Source organism: Pseudomonas sp. NPDC087626 (genome assembly GCF_044743405.1).
Taxonomy (GTDB): domain Bacteria; phylum Pseudomonadota; class Gammaproteobacteria; order Pseudomonadales; family Pseudomonadaceae; genus Aquipseudomonas.
Window position 1 is genome coordinate 1 of sequence record NZ_JBIUWJ010000005.1, and the last position, 17,938, is coordinate 17,938.

General features: G+C 61.4%; 12 protein-coding genes and 1 pseudogene. 7 read left to right on the forward strand and 6 right to left on the reverse strand.

The window, feature by feature from the left end:
* Window positions 1-467: 467 nt before the first annotated feature.
* The gene (locus tag ACIOVD_RS05745) at window positions 468-773 is read left to right on the forward strand and encodes a hypothetical protein (RefSeq protein WP_401126583.1); all 306 of its coding nucleotides are present in this window, start codon (window positions 468-470) and stop codon (window positions 771-773) included.
* A gap of 71 nt (window positions 774-844) precedes the next feature.
* Here ACIOVD_RS05745 and ACIOVD_RS05750 read toward each other — a convergent pair whose 3' ends face one another.
* Window positions 845-1,939 carry a DUF1615 domain-containing protein gene (locus tag ACIOVD_RS05750; RefSeq protein ID WP_159994667.1) on the reverse strand — a complete coding sequence of 365 codons (1,095 nt, stop codon included), beginning with the start codon at window positions 1,937-1,939 and terminating at the stop codon, window positions 845-847.
* A gap of 150 nt (window positions 1,940-2,089) precedes the next feature.
* Here ACIOVD_RS05750 and ACIOVD_RS05755 point away from each other — a divergent pair, with 150 nt between their 5' ends.
* From ACIOVD_RS05755 to ACIOVD_RS05765, 3 genes are all read left to right on the forward strand, one after another.
* The gene (locus tag ACIOVD_RS05755) at window positions 2,090-2,704 is read left to right on the forward strand and encodes a LysE family translocator (RefSeq protein WP_401126775.1); all 615 of its coding nucleotides are present in this window, start codon (window positions 2,090-2,092) and stop codon (window positions 2,702-2,704) included.
* 112 nt (window positions 2,705-2,816) lie between these two features.
* Window positions 2,817-3,770 (forward strand): transporter, encoded by a 954-nt coding sequence (locus ACIOVD_RS05760; RefSeq protein ID WP_401126585.1) that lies wholly within the window; start codon window positions 2,817-2,819, stop codon window positions 3,768-3,770.
* Between the two features lie 40 nt (window positions 3,771-3,810).
* Window positions 3,811-5,340: an FAD-dependent oxidoreductase gene (locus tag ACIOVD_RS05765; protein WP_401126587.1), complete on the forward strand. Its 1,530-nt coding sequence runs from the start codon at window positions 3,811-3,813 to the stop codon at window positions 5,338-5,340.
* Between the two features lie 18 nt (window positions 5,341-5,358).
* Here ACIOVD_RS05765 and hemB read toward each other — a convergent pair whose 3' ends face one another.
* Window positions 5,359-6,333 (reverse strand): porphobilinogen synthase, encoded by a 975-nt coding sequence (hemB, locus tag ACIOVD_RS05770; protein WP_095167889.1) that lies wholly within the window; start codon window positions 6,331-6,333, stop codon window positions 5,359-5,361.
* A 232-nt stretch (window positions 6,334-6,565) separates the two neighbouring features.
* On the opposite strand from hemB, the gene ACIOVD_RS05775 reads away from it, so the two are divergent.
* Window positions 6,566-7,186 carry a LysE family translocator gene (locus ACIOVD_RS05775; RefSeq protein WP_095167887.1) on the forward strand — a complete coding sequence of 207 codons (621 nt, stop codon included), beginning with the start codon at window positions 6,566-6,568 and terminating at the stop codon, window positions 7,184-7,186.
* A gap of 45 nt (window positions 7,187-7,231) precedes the next feature.
* Here ACIOVD_RS05775 and ACIOVD_RS05780 read toward each other — a convergent pair whose 3' ends face one another.
* Window positions 7,232-7,933, reverse strand: a complete 702-nt coding sequence (locus ACIOVD_RS05780) for a glutathione binding-like protein (protein ID WP_159994659.1) — start codon at window positions 7,931-7,933, stop codon at window positions 7,232-7,234.
* A gap of 332 nt (window positions 7,934-8,265) precedes the next feature.
* Here ACIOVD_RS05780 and ACIOVD_RS05785 point away from each other — a divergent pair, with 332 nt between their 5' ends.
* Both ACIOVD_RS05785 and ACIOVD_RS05790 read left to right on the forward strand, forming a co-directional pair.
* Window positions 8,266-8,940, forward strand: coding sequence for a histidine phosphatase family protein (locus ACIOVD_RS05785; RefSeq protein ID WP_095167910.1), 675 nt, complete (start codon window positions 8,266-8,268; stop codon window positions 8,938-8,940).
* A 70-nt stretch (window positions 8,941-9,010) separates the two neighbouring features.
* Window positions 9,011-10,063, forward strand: coding sequence for a permease (locus ACIOVD_RS05790; RefSeq protein WP_401126590.1), 1,053 nt, complete (start codon window positions 9,011-9,013; stop codon window positions 10,061-10,063).
* Window positions 10,064-10,081: 18 nt separating this feature from the next.
* Here ACIOVD_RS05790 and mnmH read toward each other — a convergent pair whose 3' ends face one another.
* The 3 genes and pseudogenes from mnmH to ACIOVD_RS05805 all read right to left on the reverse strand — a co-directional run.
* Window positions 10,082-11,182, reverse strand: a complete 1,101-nt coding sequence (gene mnmH / locus ACIOVD_RS05795; protein ID WP_401126592.1) for a tRNA 2-selenouridine(34) synthase MnmH — start codon at window positions 11,180-11,182, stop codon at window positions 10,082-10,084.
* Window positions 11,182-12,216 carry a selenide, water dikinase SelD gene (gene selD / locus ACIOVD_RS05800; protein ID WP_095167879.1) on the reverse strand — a complete coding sequence of 345 codons (1,035 nt, stop codon included), beginning with the start codon at window positions 12,214-12,216 and terminating at the stop codon, window positions 11,182-11,184. Before selD ends, mnmH begins: the two co-directional genes overlap by 1 nt.
* A gap of 112 nt (window positions 12,217-12,328) precedes the next feature.
* Window positions 12,329-17,617, reverse strand: a pseudogene (locus tag ACIOVD_RS05805) (autotransporter domain-containing protein); the annotation flags it as partial.
* Between the last annotated feature and the right edge of the window lie 321 nt (window positions 17,618-17,938).

Consider the following 17,938-nt stretch of genomic DNA (forward strand, 5'->3'; position numbering starts at 1 on the left):
AAGATTTCCTCAACAACTTCAACCACTTGCGCTTCCGATCACTCGGTAGCGGGAGGCGAATTCTACAGCGTTACACGCTGCTGTCAACACCTCTTTTTCAACTCCTTTCGTGCTTCGATGAACTGAAGCAACCTGCTGCCGAAAACTTCGTAACTCATTGTTTACCAAGGAGTTTTCCGTTTCGACTGCGCCGGAAGTGGGGCGAATTATAGACATATAGAATCTGCCGTCAACTGCTAATTTGGTTTTTCTATCAATAACCCCAAAACAGCCCTTAATCCCAGCTCTCTATATAGAAGAGCAATGCCCCCCCCTTGAACAACCCCTCCTCCATCACTGCCTCAGGTCCTGCGGCCCCGCGCCATCACCGCCATCGATGTTCACCATCGACCCAATGAAATTCTCTTAAAAATCCTGACGCGTAACATTGGCTCCATACCCACCAAGACACCCCGGAGCACACTCTCATGAAACGCCACCTCATCCTCAGCCTTGCTCTCTCCTTACTGGCCGCCAATGCATTCGCCGCCGACCTCGCACAACCCGTCACCGCCATGCAGCAACCAGCCGTGATCGCCGAAGGTGGCTCCGACCGCTTGCAACAAAACCGCGTCGCCGAAGGTGGCTCTGACCGCCTGCAGCAAAACCGCGTCGCCGAAGGTGGCTCCGACCGCCTGCAACAGAACCGCGTCGCCGAAGGTGGCTCTGACCGCCTGCAACAGAACCGCGTCGCCGAAGGTGGCTCTGATCGCCTGACCCAGAACCGTGCATGAATTGCCGGTCGGCAATACTCAACAAAAAGCCCGGCACACTCTGCCGGGCTTTTTTTCGTCTACTTTCTGCACTAGCCCGCGGCTGCGCGCTTCATACACCGCTGATAACGCTCATCGACACGCTTGGCGAACCACGCGGTGGTGAGCTTGCGGGTGATTTTCGGACTCTGTAGCTCGATCCCCGGCAGCACCGCCCTGGGCAACGCCTTGCCTTGCGACTTTTCGGCCAGCGCGAATACCCGCTTGTAGAGTTTGCTGTCTTCGAAAGCCAGGCTGTCTCCCAGCTCCAGTTGATCGCGGATGGTGCTGTTGCGCATATCCAGGCGTTTACCCAGGCTGCGCACTGCAAGCTCAGTCGAGCCCGGCAGCAGCGAACCGTAGCGAATCAAGTCTCCATCCAGGGCCAGGGAGCCGCCGGTCGCGCGATTCAGCGCAGCCTGGAATGCCGCATTGCGGCTGGCGTACCAACCGGCATTGAAATCGGCGAAGCGGTACAGCGGCTGGCTGTAGTTCACCGGGTAGCCAAGCAGATGGGCGATGCCGAAGTACATGCCGCCCCGCCGGGTGAATACCTCGCGACGGATCGAGCCGTCCACCGGGTACGGATAGTTGCGCGCCTGTTTCTCGGCAAACGCAATGCTGACCTGCATCGGCCCACCGGTATGCACCGGGTTGAACCCGCCGAACAGGGTCTTGCCCATAGGCACCCGGCCAATGAAGTCATCGAAGATCGCGCTGAGCTCTTTTTCGCTACGCGCCGCATTCAACCGGTCGCTGTAACTCTTGCCATTGGTCGAGCTGACCTGCAAGGCCCCCCGCACCAGGAGACTGGGGATATGCGCCCTGGCAGCACGGCGGTCGATCTCGTCCCGGGCAATCTTGCCCAGCCCCGGTACTTTCGGGTCAGCCTGAAAGGTCGACTCCTGTTCGGTCACCGCCAGCACCGAGCAGAGGTTCTGCGAGGTGGCAGGAATCTCCTGCGCGGCAAACGCACTATAGATGTCGTTGGCCCAACCTTGCCGGTCCACCGTACTGGCGGGCAGCAAGCGCACGATCTGAGCTTTGACCTGTTCCGGCTTGGGCGCCGCATCGCGGCTACCCTGGCTCGCACACCCGGCCAGCAACAACAGTGTGGCGAGGCTGATGATCAATTGATTGGCTTGCATGGAGTGGCTCAAGGGTCCTTTTGACCGACCGGGCGAGTGACACGCACTACACTCCGGTGTTTTCCTATGGAAAAGCAAGCCGCGTTGCACTTCAATGAACGATTGCTTGCGGGTGCTCTGACACCCGATCACCGACTGGAGTTCGCTGGCATGCTGACAATGGATTTTCTGCTGACCTCACTGATCGTGGTGCTGATACCCGGCACTGGCGTGGTGTTTACCCTCTCCACTGCGCTGGCCGCCGGCAAACGAGCCAGCGTCTACGCGGCGCTGGGCTGCACGGGCGGGATCGTGCCGCACCTGATGGCCTCGATGCTAGGCCTGTCGGCGATCCTGCATACCAGCGCGCTGGCGTTCCAGGGATTGAAGTTTGCCGGAGTCGCCTACCTGCTGTACCTGGCCTACGCCACCTGGCGCGATCGCACGGCCTTTGCTATCAGTGATGCTCCGCTCAACCTGAGTGGCGGCACCATCATGCTGCGCGCTGGCCTGCTCAACCTGCTCAACCCCAAGCTGACGATATTTTTCCTGGCGTTTCTCCCGCAGTTCATCACACCCAACGGGCCGTCGGCCACAGTGCAGATGCTCACCTTAAGCACAGTGTTCATGTTGATGACCTTTGCGGTGTTTGTGATCTATGGCTTACTGGCGAACTTTTTTCGCACAGCCGTCATCGAGTCACCTACCGTCCAGAACTGGCTGCGCCGCGGATTTGCCGCGTCGTTTGCCGCACTGGGCCTGAACCTGGCGTTTGCCCAGCGCTGAGCCTCCCCTTGCATTGGGTGGGGATTTGCCGCCGATTCGGTTCCAGACTTTATTCACGCCCTGACGGCCGCGCGCCATCGTACATTCTAAAAACGTGATCAAGAGATCCACCATGACAAGAGTTTCGTTCGCGAGTTTGCCGCTGCTGGTTGTGCTGCTTACCGGCAGCCCTTCGGTGCTTGCCACCGAAGGCAGCGTCGGCAGGCCGATTACTGGCCAGATCGTCTACTCCAACGCCGGGATTATTCCCCCGGAACCCGGCTGGGTGATGTCGATGACCAGTATCTATTACGACGGCGAACTCAGCAGCAAGAAGGCGGCACCGGTGCGCGGCGAAGTCGGTGCTGGCCTGAAGATGAAAGTCTCCTACACCATGACCAACATCACGCGCATCTGGGACACTGGCAAAGGCCCGTGGAACTTCGCCTCGGCGGTCGGCCTGCCCCTGCAGTACACCGACGCCGAAGCCAAGTTTACCGGCCCCAGGGGCAACTCCGTCGGCGAGACCGACTACGCTACCCAGTTTGCCGATGCCCTGATCACCCCGATCGCCGCCGGCTACCACTTCAGCGCCACCGATCACATTGCCTTATCGTTGCCGATCTATGTACCGACCGGCGCCTACGACAAGGATCGCCTGGCCAACGCCGGGCAAAACACCTATACCTTCATGCCAACCCTGGCCTATACCCACCTGCTGGGTAATGGCGGCGAGTTGAGCCTGCTGGGCGCGTTCGAGTTCTATACCAAAAACGATGCCACGGATTACCAGAACGGCAGTATCGTTCGTCTGGATGGTCTCTGGACCTACGGCCTGGGCAACGGTTGGGCGGCTGGCGTGGTGGGCGGCGTGATCAAGCAGATGACCGACGACGACGGCCCAACGGCCGACCAGTTGAACGGCTTTCGTGGCCACTCGGCCGGGCTCGGCCCGTACCTGGGCTGGAGCGGCAAGTTTGCCGATGCCCAGGCAAGCGTCAATGCCCGCTGGGTGCCCGAGTTCGACTCCGTCAACCGGCCCGAAGGCGATGGCATCAGTGTCAACCTGACGTTGGCGTTCTTCTAGACCTGACGCCTGCGCGGGACTCTCCACCGAGGGTAACGCCATGCACCGCAGCGACGTACTGATCGTAGGCGCCGGCCCCACCGGGCTGGTGTTGGCACTTTGGCTGAGCAAACTGGGGATCCGTGTGCGCCTGCTCGACAAGACCAGCGCCCCCGGCACCACCTCTCGCGCCCTGGCAGTGCAGGCGCGAACCCTGGAACTGTATCGGCAACTGGACCTTGACCAGGCCGTGGTGCAACAGGGTCACCAGGTACCGGCCGTCAATCTGTGGGTCAAGGGCGAACCCACGGTACGCCTGCCATTCGCCGCCATCGGCAAGGACCTGACGCCCTACGCCTTCCTGGAAATCTACCCCCAGGATCAACATGAACGACTGTTGATCGAACGCCTCGAACAATTCGGCGTCGAGGTAGAACGGGACACCGAACTGCTGGGCTTCAGCGAGCATGACGGTGGCATCACCGCACAACTGCGCCTGCCCGACGGCCAGTTGCAGAGCTGTCAGAGCTGCTACCTGGCCGGTTGCGACGGCGCCCGCTCCAGGGTGCGCAAAACCCTCGACATCGGCTTTCCCGGCGGCACCTACCAACAAGTGTTTTATGTGGCCGACGTCGACGGCGCAGGCCCGGCCTTTAATGGCGAACTGCATGTGGACCTGGACGAAGCAGACTTTCTCGCCGTGTTCCCGCTGGCAGGCGCCGGCCGTGCGCGACTGATCGGCACGGTACGGGATGAACGTGCCGAGCAGGCCGAGACCCTGCGGTTTGAAGACGTCAGCAGCCGGGCCATCAGCCACCTGAAAGTCGAGGTCAAGCGCGTCAACTGGTTTTCCACCTACCGGGTTCATCATCGGGTCGCGGACGAGTTTCGCCGTGGCCGTGCATTCCTGCTCGGCGACGCCGCCCACGTACATAGCCCGGCCGGAGGCCAGGGCATGAATACCGGAATTGGCGACGCGATCAACCTGGCCTGGAAACTGGCAGCGGTACTCAACGGCGCCGCCAACCACAGCCTGCTCGACAGCTATGCCATCGAACGCATGGCCTTTGCCCGCAAACTGGTGAGCACCACCGATCGGGTGTTCAGCTTCGTCACAGCCGAAGGCGCCATCGCCGATCTGTTGCGCACCCGCGTGGCGCCGTTGCTGTTACCCAGAATGGCGGCACTGGAGCGGGCTCGCGAGTGGTTGTTTCGCACCGTGTCGCAAATCACCCTGAACTACCGGGCGATGCCGCTCAGTGCGGGGCATGCCGGCACAGTGTTCGGTGGCGATCGCCTGCCGTGGGTGCAGGACGCTGACGGCGACAACTTTGCCAGCCTCGCCCTCCCCGCCTGGCAGGTGCATGTGTACGGCGACACCAGCGGGGAAATGCGCGCCTGGTGCAACGAACATCACCTGGCGCTGCAGGTGTTCGCCTACTTACCCGCCCATGCCAACGCCGGTCTGGCGCGCAATGGGTTCTACCTGTTGCGGCCCGACAGCTACGTGGCGCTCGCTGACCCGGGCGCCGACCCGAAACTCATCGAGCGCTATTTTCACGGCCATGGGATCAAGCCGTTCCTGAGCTGAGCGCGCGCCCGTTGCGGGTCAGATTCCGCTAAGCGCCAGGTCCATGGCGAAATAGGTGAAGATCAGGTCCGCACCGGCACGCTTGATCGCGCCCAGGCTCTCGCGCACCACCCGCTCTTCATCGATCGCCCCGGCGGCCGCGCCGAACTTGATCATCGCGTACTCGCCACTGACCTGATACGCCGCCAGCGGCAACCGCGAGGCTTCGCGGATATCGCGGATGATGTCCAGGTAGGCACCGGCCGGTTTGACCATCAGCGCGTCGGCGCCTTCCTGCTCATCCAGCAATGATTCGCGCACGGCTTCGCGGCGATTCATCGGGTTCATCTGGTAGCTCTTGCGATCGCCCTTGAGCGCACTGCCACCTGCCTCGCGGAACGGGCCGTAGAGGGCCGAGGCAAACTTGGTCGAATAGGCCATGATCGACGTCTGGCTGAAGCCGGCTGCGTCCAGGGCGCGACGAATCGCCTGGACCTGCCCGTCCATGGCCGCCGAGGGGGCAATCACATCCGCCCCGGCACGCGCGGCGGCAACGGCTTGCTGGCCAAGGTTGAACAGGGTCAGGTCATTGTCGACCTCGGCGCCATGCATCACGCCACAGTGACCATGGTCGGTGTACTCGCAGAAGCAGGTGTCGGACATGACGATCATTTCCGGCACCGCGTCCTTGCAGATCCGCGCCATGCGCGACACCAGGCCGTTTTCCCGCCAGGTGTCACTGCCGTTGCCATCCAGGTGGTGCGACACGCCAAAGGTCATCACCGACTGAATACCGGCCCGGGCGTAGCGCTCGATTTCACCGGCCAGTTTCGACTCGGGAATCCGTCGCACTCCCGGCATGCTGGTGATCGGTACGAAATCGTCGATTTCTTCCTCGACGAAGATCGGCAGCACCAGGTCGTTGAGGCTGAACTCGGTTTCCTGGAACAGTTTGCGCAGTTGCGGGGTGCGCCGCAAACGGCGTGGACGGGCTTCGGGGAACTGGCTGGACATGAAATTTCCTGGCAGGAGGCCAATGGCCTGGACAAGACAAAAAGTGCTGGAAGCGCGAGCTTATGCCCCTCGCCCCTGCTGGCACAAATGCAGGTAACGCAAGAGTTTATTGCGAAAACGGTAACAATAGAACCCGAGCCCCGTCACCCCCTGACATTTATTCACCGCTCAACTAATCTGGCTAGCACACCCACCCGGGTGACAAACCCCGAAGGATACGGAGTGAGCCCTGATGTTTGAGATACACAACTACGGCAGTTTTATCGCGGCGATCGTGATTTTCCAACTGATCCCCGGCCCTGGCACATTTGCCATCCTCAATGCCACCGCCCGCAACGGCATCGGCGCCGGTTTTGGCGCGGTGCTGGGAACCCTGCTGGGGGACGCGGCCTACATGATTGCGGCTGCCGCCGGCCTGGCAGCGCTGATGACTGCCAACCCGCTGCTGTTCCAGGGCCTGCAGTGGTTCGGTGCAGCGTATCTGTGCTGGATGGGCGTGCAAATGTTGCGCAGCCCCGTGGCGCACAATGACGCGGGGCTGGAGCCACATCGTTCAGCACGCACCTATCTGCGCAACGCCCTGGTCATCAGCCTGACCAACCCGAAAGTCATGCTGTTTTTCGTGGCGTTCTTCCCGCTGTTCATCAGCCCAGGGTCGTCGAGTATGACCCTGGTGGCGATGATGCTCCACGTGACCGTGATTAGCCTGCTGTACCAGGGCGCCCTGGTGCTGATCGGCAACGCCGCGGCCATCCGCTTGAAGGCCCTGCCCCTGGCCCGAACGGTCGCCACTCGAGTGGCAGCCGTCGCACTGATCGGCTTTGGCCTCAAGCTCGCGGTCAATAACCGCTAGCCCAGCGCCCAGGTAAGCCACTGCGCCAGGCAGTGGCGTGCCGGTTCAGGGCTTGGGAATTTCCAGCCCACGCACTACCGCCGGACGCGCCAGGAAGCGCTCCAGTACCCGCAGCACATTGGGGAAGTTATTGATCCCCACCAGGTCGCCGGCCTCATAAAAACCGATCAGGTTGCGGACCCACGGGAAGATCGCGATATCGGCGATGGTGTAGCGCTCGCCCATGATCCAGTCGCGCCCTTGCAGGCGCTCGTCGAGCACCTTCAACAAGCGGCTACTCTCGGCGACATAACGGTCCCGCGGACGTTTGTCCTCGTACTCCTTGCCGGCGAATCTATTGAAAAAGCCCAACTGGCCGAACATCGGACCGATACCGCCCATCTGGAACATCAGCCACTGAATCGTCTCGTAACGTGCCGCTGATTCCTGGGCCAGCAGTTGCCCGCTCTTGTCGGCGAGATAGATCAGGATCGCGCCGGACTCGAACAGCGCCAACGGCTTGTCGTCAGGGCCGTGAGGGTCGAGGATCGCCGGAATCTTGTTGTTGGGGTTAAGCGAGAGGAACGCCGGGGACATCTGGTCGTTGCTCTCGAAACTCACGCGATGGGCCTCGTACGGCAAGCCGATCTCTTCGAGCATGATCGAGACTTTGACCCCGTTTGGCGTCGGCAAGGAGTAGAGTTGGAGCCACTCGGGGAACTGGGCAGGCCATTTTTCAGTAATCGGGAAGGCTGACAAATCGGTCATAGTGAACATCCAGTGACAATTTAACGGCTGAATTTTGGCCTAACCGGCGGCACACGGCCGGCCTGTACGCGGGCTAGCTTATAGCGAGCCTGCCGACGCCGGCATCTTAAATCGGAAACATTATGTCGCTAACCTTCCGCCACCCTCACCGCTACCCCGGATAAAGTGCGCGCCCGCAGATTCCAATCGAACCAATCGCCCTCAGCGGACTCTGAAGGCAGCGCGCGCGCAAGACGACTCGCCCAACGACATGGAAAACCATCCGAAGCCGGGAGCTTGCGGTGGAAAGGTTTGTCAGCCTTAACCTGAATGTGCTGAAGAACTACTACTTGATGAGAAACCCACTGCAGATCACCCAACGCCTGAAGCAACGCGCCTTCGTGTTCCTCCCTGCACTGCTGACTACCTGCGCCCTGCTCCTGTCGCTGGAGTCGAGCGAAAGTCGCGCCCAGCCGGTTGACGGCACCCAGACCCTGGTGTTTTTGCGCCATGCGGAAAAACCTGCCGGTGGTCTCGGACAACTCAATTGCCAGGGCCTGAACCGCGCCATTGACCTGGCGCAGCTGCTGCCAGAAAAATTCGGCAAGGCCGATTTCGTGTTTGCCGCCAACCCGACCCGCAATGTCGAGGAAGGCGAGCTCGACAACTCCTATAGCTACATCCGCCCCCTGATGACCATCAGCCCGAGCGCAATCAAGCTGGGCCTGCCGGTGAACATCGAGTTTTCCGCCAACGACACCAGTGAACTGGCGGACGAACTGCTCCACGACAAGTACCACAACTCGATCATCTACACCGCCTGGTCCCACGGCTACCTGCCGGAGTTGATCAACAAGGTGGCGCGCGAAGCGGTGGGCAGCAAACAGTCGATCACCGAGGACTGGGAGTCCGGCGACTTCGACTCGATGTACGTCCTGACGCTGACCTGGCACAACGGCAAGGCCACCTTGCAGAGCCAGCATTACAAGCAGGGCCTGGACAACGGCCAGGAGAGCTGCCCGACCTGACAGGGCGGCCGCACCAGTGCTGGGCCCAGGGTGAGGTATGATGCGCGACCTGTCTCCCTGGAACCCCTGTATGTCCAACTTCTTAACCACCCCCAACCGGGGCTGGTCGTTCTGGTGCAAGCCGGCCCTGTTCCTGTTGGTGGCCTGCATTGGCCTCTACTACGTCAAGTGGTCGCCGTACTACTTCAAGGCCTTTACCGCTGCCGACAGCCACAGCATTGGCGCCTCGATTCTCAACGACGCGCAAACCGCGCCCCTGGCCGCCGCATTGACGTACGCCAAGGTGTACTTCCTGGCGATCTGGAAGGCCGCCGTCCTGGCGGTGATCCTCGGTTCACTGTTGCAAGTACTGATCCCTCGGGACTGGTTGCTGCGGCTGTTCGGCCGCGCCGGTTTCGCCTCGACCCTGCGCGGCGGGCTGTTCGCCCTGCCCGGCATGATGTGCAGTTGTTGTGCGGCGCCGGTGGCCGCTGGCATGCGCCGGCAAAACGTGTCGGTGGGTGCGGCGCTGGCATTCTGGATCGGCAACCCGGTGCTGAACCCGGCCACCCTGGTGTTCATGGGCTTTGTCCTGGGTTGGGGCTTTACCGCCCTGCGACTAGTGGCCGGCATCGTGTTGGTGCTGGGGGTTTCGCTGGTGGCCCAGCGCATTTCGCGACCGGAGCAAGTGCCGCAAGCTGCGCTGCAAGCCGTGGCCAACGTCAGCGCCACGGATTCTCAACCCTTCCTCGGCCGCTGGATTCGCACCCTGTGGCAATTGTTCTGGAGCACCATTCCGGTCTATATCCTGGCAGTACTGGTGCTCGGCGCCGCGCGGGTCTGGCTGTTTCCCCACGTTGACGGGGCGATGGCCGACAGCTTGTGGTGGCTGGTACCGCTGGCCATCGTCGGCACCTTGTTCGTGATTCCCACTGCTGCGGAAATCCCCATCGTGCAGACCATGATTGCTCTGGGTATGGGCACCGGCCCAGCGGTTGCGTTGCTGATGACCCTGCCCAGCATCAGCCTGCCGTCGCTGCTGATGCTGCGCAAAGACTTCGACACCCGGGTGCTGGTGACCGTGGCCGTATTGACCATGTTGATTGGCATACTCAGCGGGTTGGTCGGCGCGGCATTACTGTAACGTCACGCTGACCGCTGGCTATCTTGGCGCGTTGCGTTCGCGCAAATACTCGAGCACCGCGCCCTGCTCCCCGGCAAACTCGATGCGCCCGCCTTTCTTCTCCCGTTGAAAGGCGTACATCGGGTCGTAATACTCGCTCAACAACAATTCGATCCAGTGACGAAACCCATCCACCTGGCCCGTGAGCGCCATTTGCGCGAGCGCCTCGTCCATCAGCGTCGCCATACGCTGATGACGTTCGCCCCCCAGGCGCCGGTGAATATTGTTCAGGCTCGATAACAGACGCTCGGAAAACAGGGCGAATCCCGCCTCTGCGTACTCGGTGACGAACTCGGCATGCAAGTCGATCACGTAATCCTGAAGGATGCGCTCGACCCGGTTGTCCATGTTGTCTTCGAGCCACACCATCGGCCATTGCTGCATGCCCTGATATAGCGGCAGCGGCAACGCGCAGCTTCCGACCATACGGCTTTCATCCTCGAGCACGAACTGCTCCATACCCTGGGCACGTTTTTTCAGCACATCCACCGCCAGGCCGTTTTCGAAATCGATGTTGCCGGGCTGTGACGTCGCACGTTTGCCAAAGCTGGAGCCCCGGTGGTTGGCATGCCCCTCCAGGTCCAGGCCATTGTTCAATTGCACCAGCACTTCGGTTTTGCCAGTGCCCGTCATACCGCCCAGCAGGATGAAGTCGCACTGCGTCACCGCCTGTTCAACCGTTTCCAGCAAAAAGGTACGCATCGCCTTGTAGCCGCCACCGACGCGTGGGTAATCGATGCCAGCTTCTTCCTTGAGCCACTGCTGGACGATCTGCGAACGCAAGCCGCCCCGAAAACAGTAGAGCGCGCCATTGGGATGGGCTTGGGCGAACTCGGTCCAGGCGCGAACACGCGCGTCCTTGACTGGACCGGACACCAGTTGTTGACCCAAGGCAATTGCCGCCTGCTGCCCTTGTTGCTTGTAACAGGTACCAATGCGCTGGCGTTCGATGTCGGTCATCAGCGGCAGGTTGACCACCCCGGGAAACGTGCCCTTGGTGAATTCGATCGGCGCCCGCGTGTCCATCATCGGCCGCTCGCTGAGAAAGATGTCGCGGTAATCGGTGATATCGACGGGCATCAAATCACCTCTACCGCGTTAGTCTGTCGCTCGACCAGTTCACCGATAGGCGCCAGGTCCAACCCCAACTCGGCGGCCACCGCCAGAAATTGCTCGTTGCCCTGCGGTGTCACGGCAACCAGCAAGCCGCCACTGGTCTGCGGGTCGCACAACACACGCTTGTGCAGCTCCTGGACGCGCCCGAGCTTACTGGCATAACTGTCGAAATTGCGCAGGGTGCCACCCGGCACACACCCTTGGTCCAGGTAGTACTCGACACCCGGCAGGCGCGGCACGCGGTCGTAGTAGATGCGAGCAGTCAGGGCACTGCCGTCGGCCATTTCCACCAGATGCCCGAGCAGGCCAAATCCGGTGACATCGGTCATGGCGGTCACGCCGTCGAGCTTGCCGAAGCGGCTCCCAGGCTTGTTCAAGGTGCACATCCAGTCGCGAGCCAGGCCCACGTCACTGTCACGCAGCTTGCCCTTCTTCTCTGCGGTGGTGAGGATGCCGATCCCCAACGGCTTGGTCAGGTACAGCAGGCAACCGGCGGTGGCGGTGTCGTTGCGCTTCATGTGGCGCTTTTGCACCAGCCCGGTGACGGCCAGGCCGAAGATCGGCTCCGGGGCATCGATCGAATGACCGCCCGCCAATGGAATACCCGCCTCGTCACACACCGCACGGCCGCCGCGAATCACTTCCCGGGCAATCTCCGGCGCCAGTACATTGACCGGCCAGCCGAGAATGGCAATCGCCATCAACGGATCGCCGCCCATGGCGTAGATATCGCTGATGGCATTGGTCGCGGCGATTCGGCCGAAGTCGTAGGGGTCATCGACAATCGGCATGAAGAAGTCGGTGGTCGAGACCACGCCGCGCTCTTCATCAATTGCATACACCGCCGCATCATCGCGCGAAGCGTTGCCCACCCAGAGTTTCGGGTCGAGGTTCTGGGCGCCGCTGCCGGCCAGGATCACTTCCAGCACCTGGGGTGAAATCTTGCAGCCACAGCCTGCGCCGTGACTGTATTGGGTCAGGCGAATGGGTTCATTCATGGGGGGCAACTCGTCAAGTCAAGTGGCCCGATTCTAGCAGAGCACAACGCGCCCGAGGCCATGGCCCGTTGCGGCTCCCACACGGCGAGCCAAAAAGCCCCCCGGCGGCAGCTCAGAATCCGAGGGTGAAACTGATCGTCATCGCTTGATCCTTGTTATCGTGGGACAACTGGCCGGAGTAACCAATCCCCAATTTGCCAGCCGAACTGAACTGGTAGTCCAGGCCTGCTTCTACCAACGCGCTGTCCTCGGCGATTGGAACGCCCTGGATGGTGAACGGCATGCCACCGTCAATGAAGGTCAGGTCGGCCTCCGGTTGAGTGTCACCATGGGCATGGCGCCAGCCCAGTGCGGCACGCGGGGTGATCTGCGAGCCGTTGCCCAGCGTAATGCGCTTGCCGGCACGCAAGCCGACCGTGGAGAACGTGATGTCCTGACTGGCATCGGCGCTCAAGCGAGCTTCACCGCCCTTCTCCTTGCCCGTGTCGCTGTCGTAATTGACGTAGGCCAGGCCGACGAAAGGTTCCAGGGCGATACCAGCAGTTTCGACGGTGTAACCGACTTCACCGAACACCTGGGCACTGTCCGCGTCGTAATCGGCTTTCAGGCGATCGTTGTAACTGCCGACACTGACATCGCGCTTGGTTTCGATCTTGTGCCAGCTGTACGCCGCCCCCAAACGCACCGCCAGTGCGTCGAACTGAGCGTTGGTGTAGGCCGCCAGGTGCGTGGTGTTGACCGTGGCGTCGGACCGGCGGTGACTGGCACTCAAGTCACTGCGGGTGTAACCCACAGCAGTACCGGCGCGCCATTGACTGTCGAGTTGCCGGTCGGTGCCCAGCATGAAGCCTGAGACGTTGCGATCCAGACTGGCCGTGTTGCTGTCGCCGTCCATCTCACCCCAACTGCCGAGTACCCGTAACCAGCCAACCATTTCCCCCTGGCAACCTTCGCCACTCAAGCTGTTTTCGCTCGGGGCCAGGCTATTGCGTGGGTCGTCCATGCCCAGGCAGGACGGTTGGCGCATTCGGTCGTTGACCGCGTCACGCACGTAGCGCGAGTCTTCAAGTAACGTACTGACGGTACTGGCGTGAATTTCCCCCGACAGACTGTCGAAGGCCGAGCTGGCGGATGCGCGATCCAGATTGAGGATCTGGTTGTGCAAGGCATTCCCTGCATCGTTGTCATCCCCGACGTAGGCATCCAGAGCAGCGGCCACGCTACGCTGGTTGGCGGTCACCGCGACATCGGCAAAGGACGTCTGGTTGCGTTTCAGCGCCAGGCTCACCTGATTGGCGCCATACAACAGTGCGGTGTCAATGAACGCCAGGGCCGGCAGATGGCTGCTGCTGAAGGTACCATTGACGCCACCCCCGGCGGTTATCAGCGAGTAGGTGGTATCACCGGTGTAGGGCGCAAGTTCGCTGACTTGCAAACCACCGCCGAGGGTCGCCGTGCCGTCAACCACCAAAGGCGTGTTGGTGGGTACCATCACACTCAGGTTCAGCGCACCATCGGCGGTGTTGCTGAAGTTGCCCGCGACGCTCAAGGTCCCGGCGCTACCACCAGACTGCACCAATCCGTGGTTGACCAGTGTACCGACGCTGCCGTTACCGCTCAGGCCCGCGCCATTGGCCACGGTGACCGGCCCGGCGAATGTGGTCGGACTGCTGCGATCACCAACTTGCAACTGCCCCTGCTGTACCGACGTGGTGCCGCTGAACGGATGATTGCCGGTGAGCAACACCGTACCGGTGCCCTGTTTGATCAAGTTGCCGATACCGGTCAGCACGCCATTGAACCGGCCATTGCTGGTTTGCATGAAAGCCAGCTGAGCATTGTTGAGGATGTTGCCCTGCAAGCTGGTGGTGTTGCCGGCCAGGGTACCGCCACCTACGGTGGTACCACCACGGTAGGTGTTGGCACCAGTCAGCAACAAGGTACCGGCATCGCGTTTTTCAATGCCGCCGCTGCCAATCAAGGGTGCGTCGATTACGGTCGTGACCCCGGCATTGACCCGCACCACTGGCAACGTTCCGTTGCTGACATGGATCGGGCTCAAGCTACCCCCAGCTCCAGCGACCAGCACGTAGCCCGGGTCGAGGAATTGCAAGCCGGTGAAGCCCTGATTGCCGACCACAGTGACCGTGCCGCCCTGCCCGCCAAACACCGCGAACTTGTTGCTCGATCCTTGGCTTTGAGTACCGCTGGGGTCAGTCCAATTGGTGCCCGTCCCCCAAACACCGCTACCGCCGCTGATAGTGCCGTCAGCATTGGTCTTGCCACCATTCCAGAACTGCACCTGAGCGGATGCCCCCTGCACCAGCAGGTTGACCTGATGGGCCAACGAAGTTTGCAGGATCAGGTCCGCGGCTGATACCGGCAGGCTGCCGAAGGTCAAACCGTTGTCTGCCAGGCTGCCACCATAGCGAAACAGTTGATAGACCCCGGCGCCGAAGCCGCCAGCGTCGGTAACGTTGAGCGTGCCGTCGAGGATCAGGTCTGCGTTGATGTCGACTACGGTGGTGGAGCTGGTGGCCGCGCCCAGGCTGAAGTCCAGATTGGTCCCCGACGATAATGCCAGGGTACCGATCGACAGCGGCGACGCTGCATCGCCACCGAACAGTGTCGCGCCACTGGCCAGTTGCACCGAACCGCCCAGTTGGCCACTACCCCCGATCTGCGCACCATTCGCGACGATGACATTGGCGCTGTTGAGTACACCGTCGACCCGCAAGCCACCGGCCTGGACATTGGTGTTGCCGGTGAACGTGTTGTTGCCCGCCAGCAGCAACTGACCGGTACCGGTCTTGCTCAAGGTGCCAACGCCGGTGAGTTGACCGCTATAGGTGCCGTTGCTGGTCTGCTCGAAGGTCAGCGCCGCGTTGTTGAGTATTGCCCCTTGCAGGCTGCGGGTGTCGCCAGAAGTGCTACCACCGTTCAGTGTGGTGCCGCCTTGGTAAGTGTTGGTACCGCTGAGCACCAGGCTGGCGTTGCCATTTTTTACCAGGCTGGCGCCGCGGGAAATCGTACCGCTGAGGGTCGTAGCCTGGTTGCCCGCCAAGGTCAGTTGCGCATCGAGGTGGATGGGGTTGGCCAATTGCAACGTCGAGGTGCTGTCAAGGGTGCCGCCATCACCTGCCACAAAGAGAATACCGCTGCCGATGGCAGCGTTGCTGCCAAGGATCAGCGTCCCGCCAGACAGATTCGAGGCGCCGTAACTGTTGCTGCCGTTGAGGGTCAGGCTGGCGGCGCCAGTCTTGATCAGGATGCCGTCGCCACTGATCACGCCATTGAGAGTCATGGGGTTGGAACCAGCGAAATACAGTGAACCGTTGAGCAGCATATTGTTATCGAGGCTGACGGCGGTGTTGCTATCCAGCGTGGCACCGTTGGCGGCGGTCAACATGCCAGTGCCAAGGGCCAAGTTGTTGCCCAACACCAGCTTTCCACCGTTGAAAACGGTACCGCCGGTGTAGCCGTTGGCGGCGTTGAGCACCAGGGTACCGAAGTCATACTTACCCAGAGTGCCAGCACCGTTTAGCGCTACACCAAGGGTCGCGGTGGCGTTGGCTTCGACGCGAACCAAGGCGTTACCCAGAGTGCCGTTGATGAGGTTGAGCGAACCCGCCGAGCCGTTCAGCACGCTATAGCCATCGGTGACGAACTGCAGACCGACGATATTTTGCGCGCCGTTGACGGTCACCGTCCCCGCCGCCCCCTGGAACACCGCGAGACCGTTGGCCCAAGTCTGGTTCAGCGTGCCGTCGACACTGGTCCAATTGGTGCTGCCACTGGCCCAGGTGCCGCTGCCGCCATCGATGACGCCGTTACTTACCAGTTGCCCACCGTCCCAGAACTGCACGGGGACGGTCGGTGTGCTGACCAACAGATTGACCTGATTACCGATAGCCGTTTGCAGTTGCAGATCCCCTGGCGTGACGCTGCCGGGTACGCTGCCAATGAGCATGCCGTGATCAGTTAGGCCGCCGGAGTAGTTAATCAGCCGATACACGCCGTTGCCAAAACCGCCGAAACCACTGACGTTGAGGGTGCCATCGAGCGTCAGGTTGCCGTTGACATTCAGCAACGCATTGCCGCCGCCGGCCTCCGGAGTACCTAGGCTCACGTCCAGGTTCGAGTTGGCACCCAATACCACAGAGCCCGTCAGTAAGCCCAAGCCGCTGCCCACGGCCAGGTGGCCGCCATCGAGCACATGCACGCTGCCGGCAATACCACCGACGGTGCCAAAGCCCGTCAGGGTAGCGCCGCTGTTAACGACCACGTTGGCACTGGCCAGCGAGCCGGTCAAATTCAGAGTGCCACTATCGATACGGGTATCGCCGGTTAAGTTGTTGTACCCAGTCAGGGTCAGGGTGCCACTGCCGAGTTTGCGCAGCTCGCCAGTGCCGGTAAGGATACCGTCGAAGGCGCTGCTCTGATTACCGCCACCGACGCTCAAGGTGTTGCCGGCGCTGATCAGCGCGTAGCCACTGCCAGTCAGGCTGGCGACGCTCGCCGAGCTGCCGAGATTGAGCCGACTCCCAGCTGCCAGATTAACGCCTGCGTTGCTGCCAAGTGCCGAACTGCCAAGCGTACTCAGGCTGCCGCCGAGCACATTGAACTGCCCAGTGAAGGTGTTGGCGCCGCTGAGGGTTAGGTCGGCCAGACCCTCCTTGTTCAAAGTCTCAGTACCGGCAACCACGCCAGACAGGGTCAGGTTATTACTCCCGGCCACCGTTAACGCGGCATTGAGGTTGAGGCCATTGGACAGGCTCAGTGCCGAGGTGCTGTCCAGGCTCGAGGTACCCTCGACCGTCAACACACCGGTACCCAAGGCATTGGCACTACCGAGAATCAGGTTGCCCACGTTCAGGGTGGTCCCACCATGGAAGGTGTTGATGCCATCGAGTGTCAGGTCGCCGTTACCGCTCTTGACCAGCGCTCCGGTACCCGCAATCACTCCGGACAGCGTGACACCATTGCCGCCTTGCAGAACGGCGCCATTGATACCCAGGGTGATCGGGTTACTCAGGTTCAGGCCAGGGCTACTGGCCTGCAAAATCCCGCCATTGACAGTCAAGGCACCGCTACCGAACGTTGCGTTGTTGTTGAACAGCGCCACTCCGCCATTCAGCGTCGAACTGCCACTGACCAACGGCCCCTCCAGCGTCCAGGTGCCACTGTCGAGCCGCAGATTATTGAAGTTGATGTAGTTGACGCTGGATGCGGTGCCGACTCCTGAGGCGCCGCCACCGCTCCCGATCGGGTTTTGCAGGATCAAATTGTTGTTGCCACCAGCACCACCGTCGACCTGGCCGGTTGGCGCATAGGTCAGGTTGATTCCGACCGGTGCGCCCAAGCTGAGCCCTGCTCCACCGCCGTTCGAGATGCTCGAGCCCGTGACCGCAGTGAAGGTGTTGGTGCTGTTCGCCCCCATCGAGACACCGCCGCTGATGGTACCTGTGTTGATGAAGGAGTTGCCGCCCACCGAAGATTCGAATGCCACCCGCCCGACAATGGAACCGGCGTTGCTCATGGAAACCTGCGAACCACCATAGACCGCCACCACCGGTGCATCGGATCCGGTCAGGGTCAACCCGAGCAACGCTGAGGAGTCGATGGTGCCACTGTTGCTGATACTCGTGCTGCCACCCGCACCGTTGTTGATGTTCAATGCCATGCCGTCGAGGGAGGTAAGTGCTTGGCCGAGGACACCAGC

Coding starts and splice junctions, on each gene's coding strand:
- selD (WP_095167879.1), bottom strand. CDS start 12,216: ATGAATGAACCCATTCGCCTGACCCAATACAGTCACGGCGCAGGCTGT.
- ACIOVD_RS05760 (WP_401126585.1), top strand. CDS start 2,817: ATGACAAGAGTTTCGTTCGCGAGTTTGCCGCTGCTGGTTGTGCTGCTT.
- ACIOVD_RS05775 (WP_095167887.1), top strand. CDS start 6,566: ATGTTTGAGATACACAACTACGGCAGTTTTATCGCGGCGATCGTGATT.
- ACIOVD_RS05750 (WP_159994667.1), bottom strand. CDS start 1,939: ATGCAAGCCAATCAATTGATCATCAGCCTCGCCACACTGTTGTTGCTG.
- ACIOVD_RS05765 (WP_401126587.1), top strand. CDS start 3,811: ATGCACCGCAGCGACGTACTGATCGTAGGCGCCGGCCCCACCGGGCTG.
- ACIOVD_RS05790 (WP_401126590.1), top strand. CDS start 9,011: ATGTCCAACTTCTTAACCACCCCCAACCGGGGCTGGTCGTTCTGGTGC.
- ACIOVD_RS05745 (WP_401126583.1), top strand. CDS start 468: ATGAAACGCCACCTCATCCTCAGCCTTGCTCTCTCCTTACTGGCCGCC.
- ACIOVD_RS05755 (WP_401126775.1), top strand. CDS start 2,090: ATGCTGACAATGGATTTTCTGCTGACCTCACTGATCGTGGTGCTGATA.
- mnmH (WP_401126592.1), bottom strand. CDS start 11,182: ATGCCCGTCGATATCACCGATTACCGCGACATCTTTCTCAGCGAGCGG.
- ACIOVD_RS05780 (WP_159994659.1), bottom strand. CDS start 7,933: ATGACCGATTTGTCAGCCTTCCCGATTACTGAAAAATGGCCTGCCCAG.
- ACIOVD_RS05785 (WP_095167910.1), top strand. CDS start 8,266: ATGAGAAACCCACTGCAGATCACCCAACGCCTGAAGCAACGCGCCTTC.
- hemB (WP_095167889.1), bottom strand. CDS start 6,333: ATGTCCAGCCAGTTCCCCGAAGCCCGTCCACGCCGTTTGCGGCGCACC.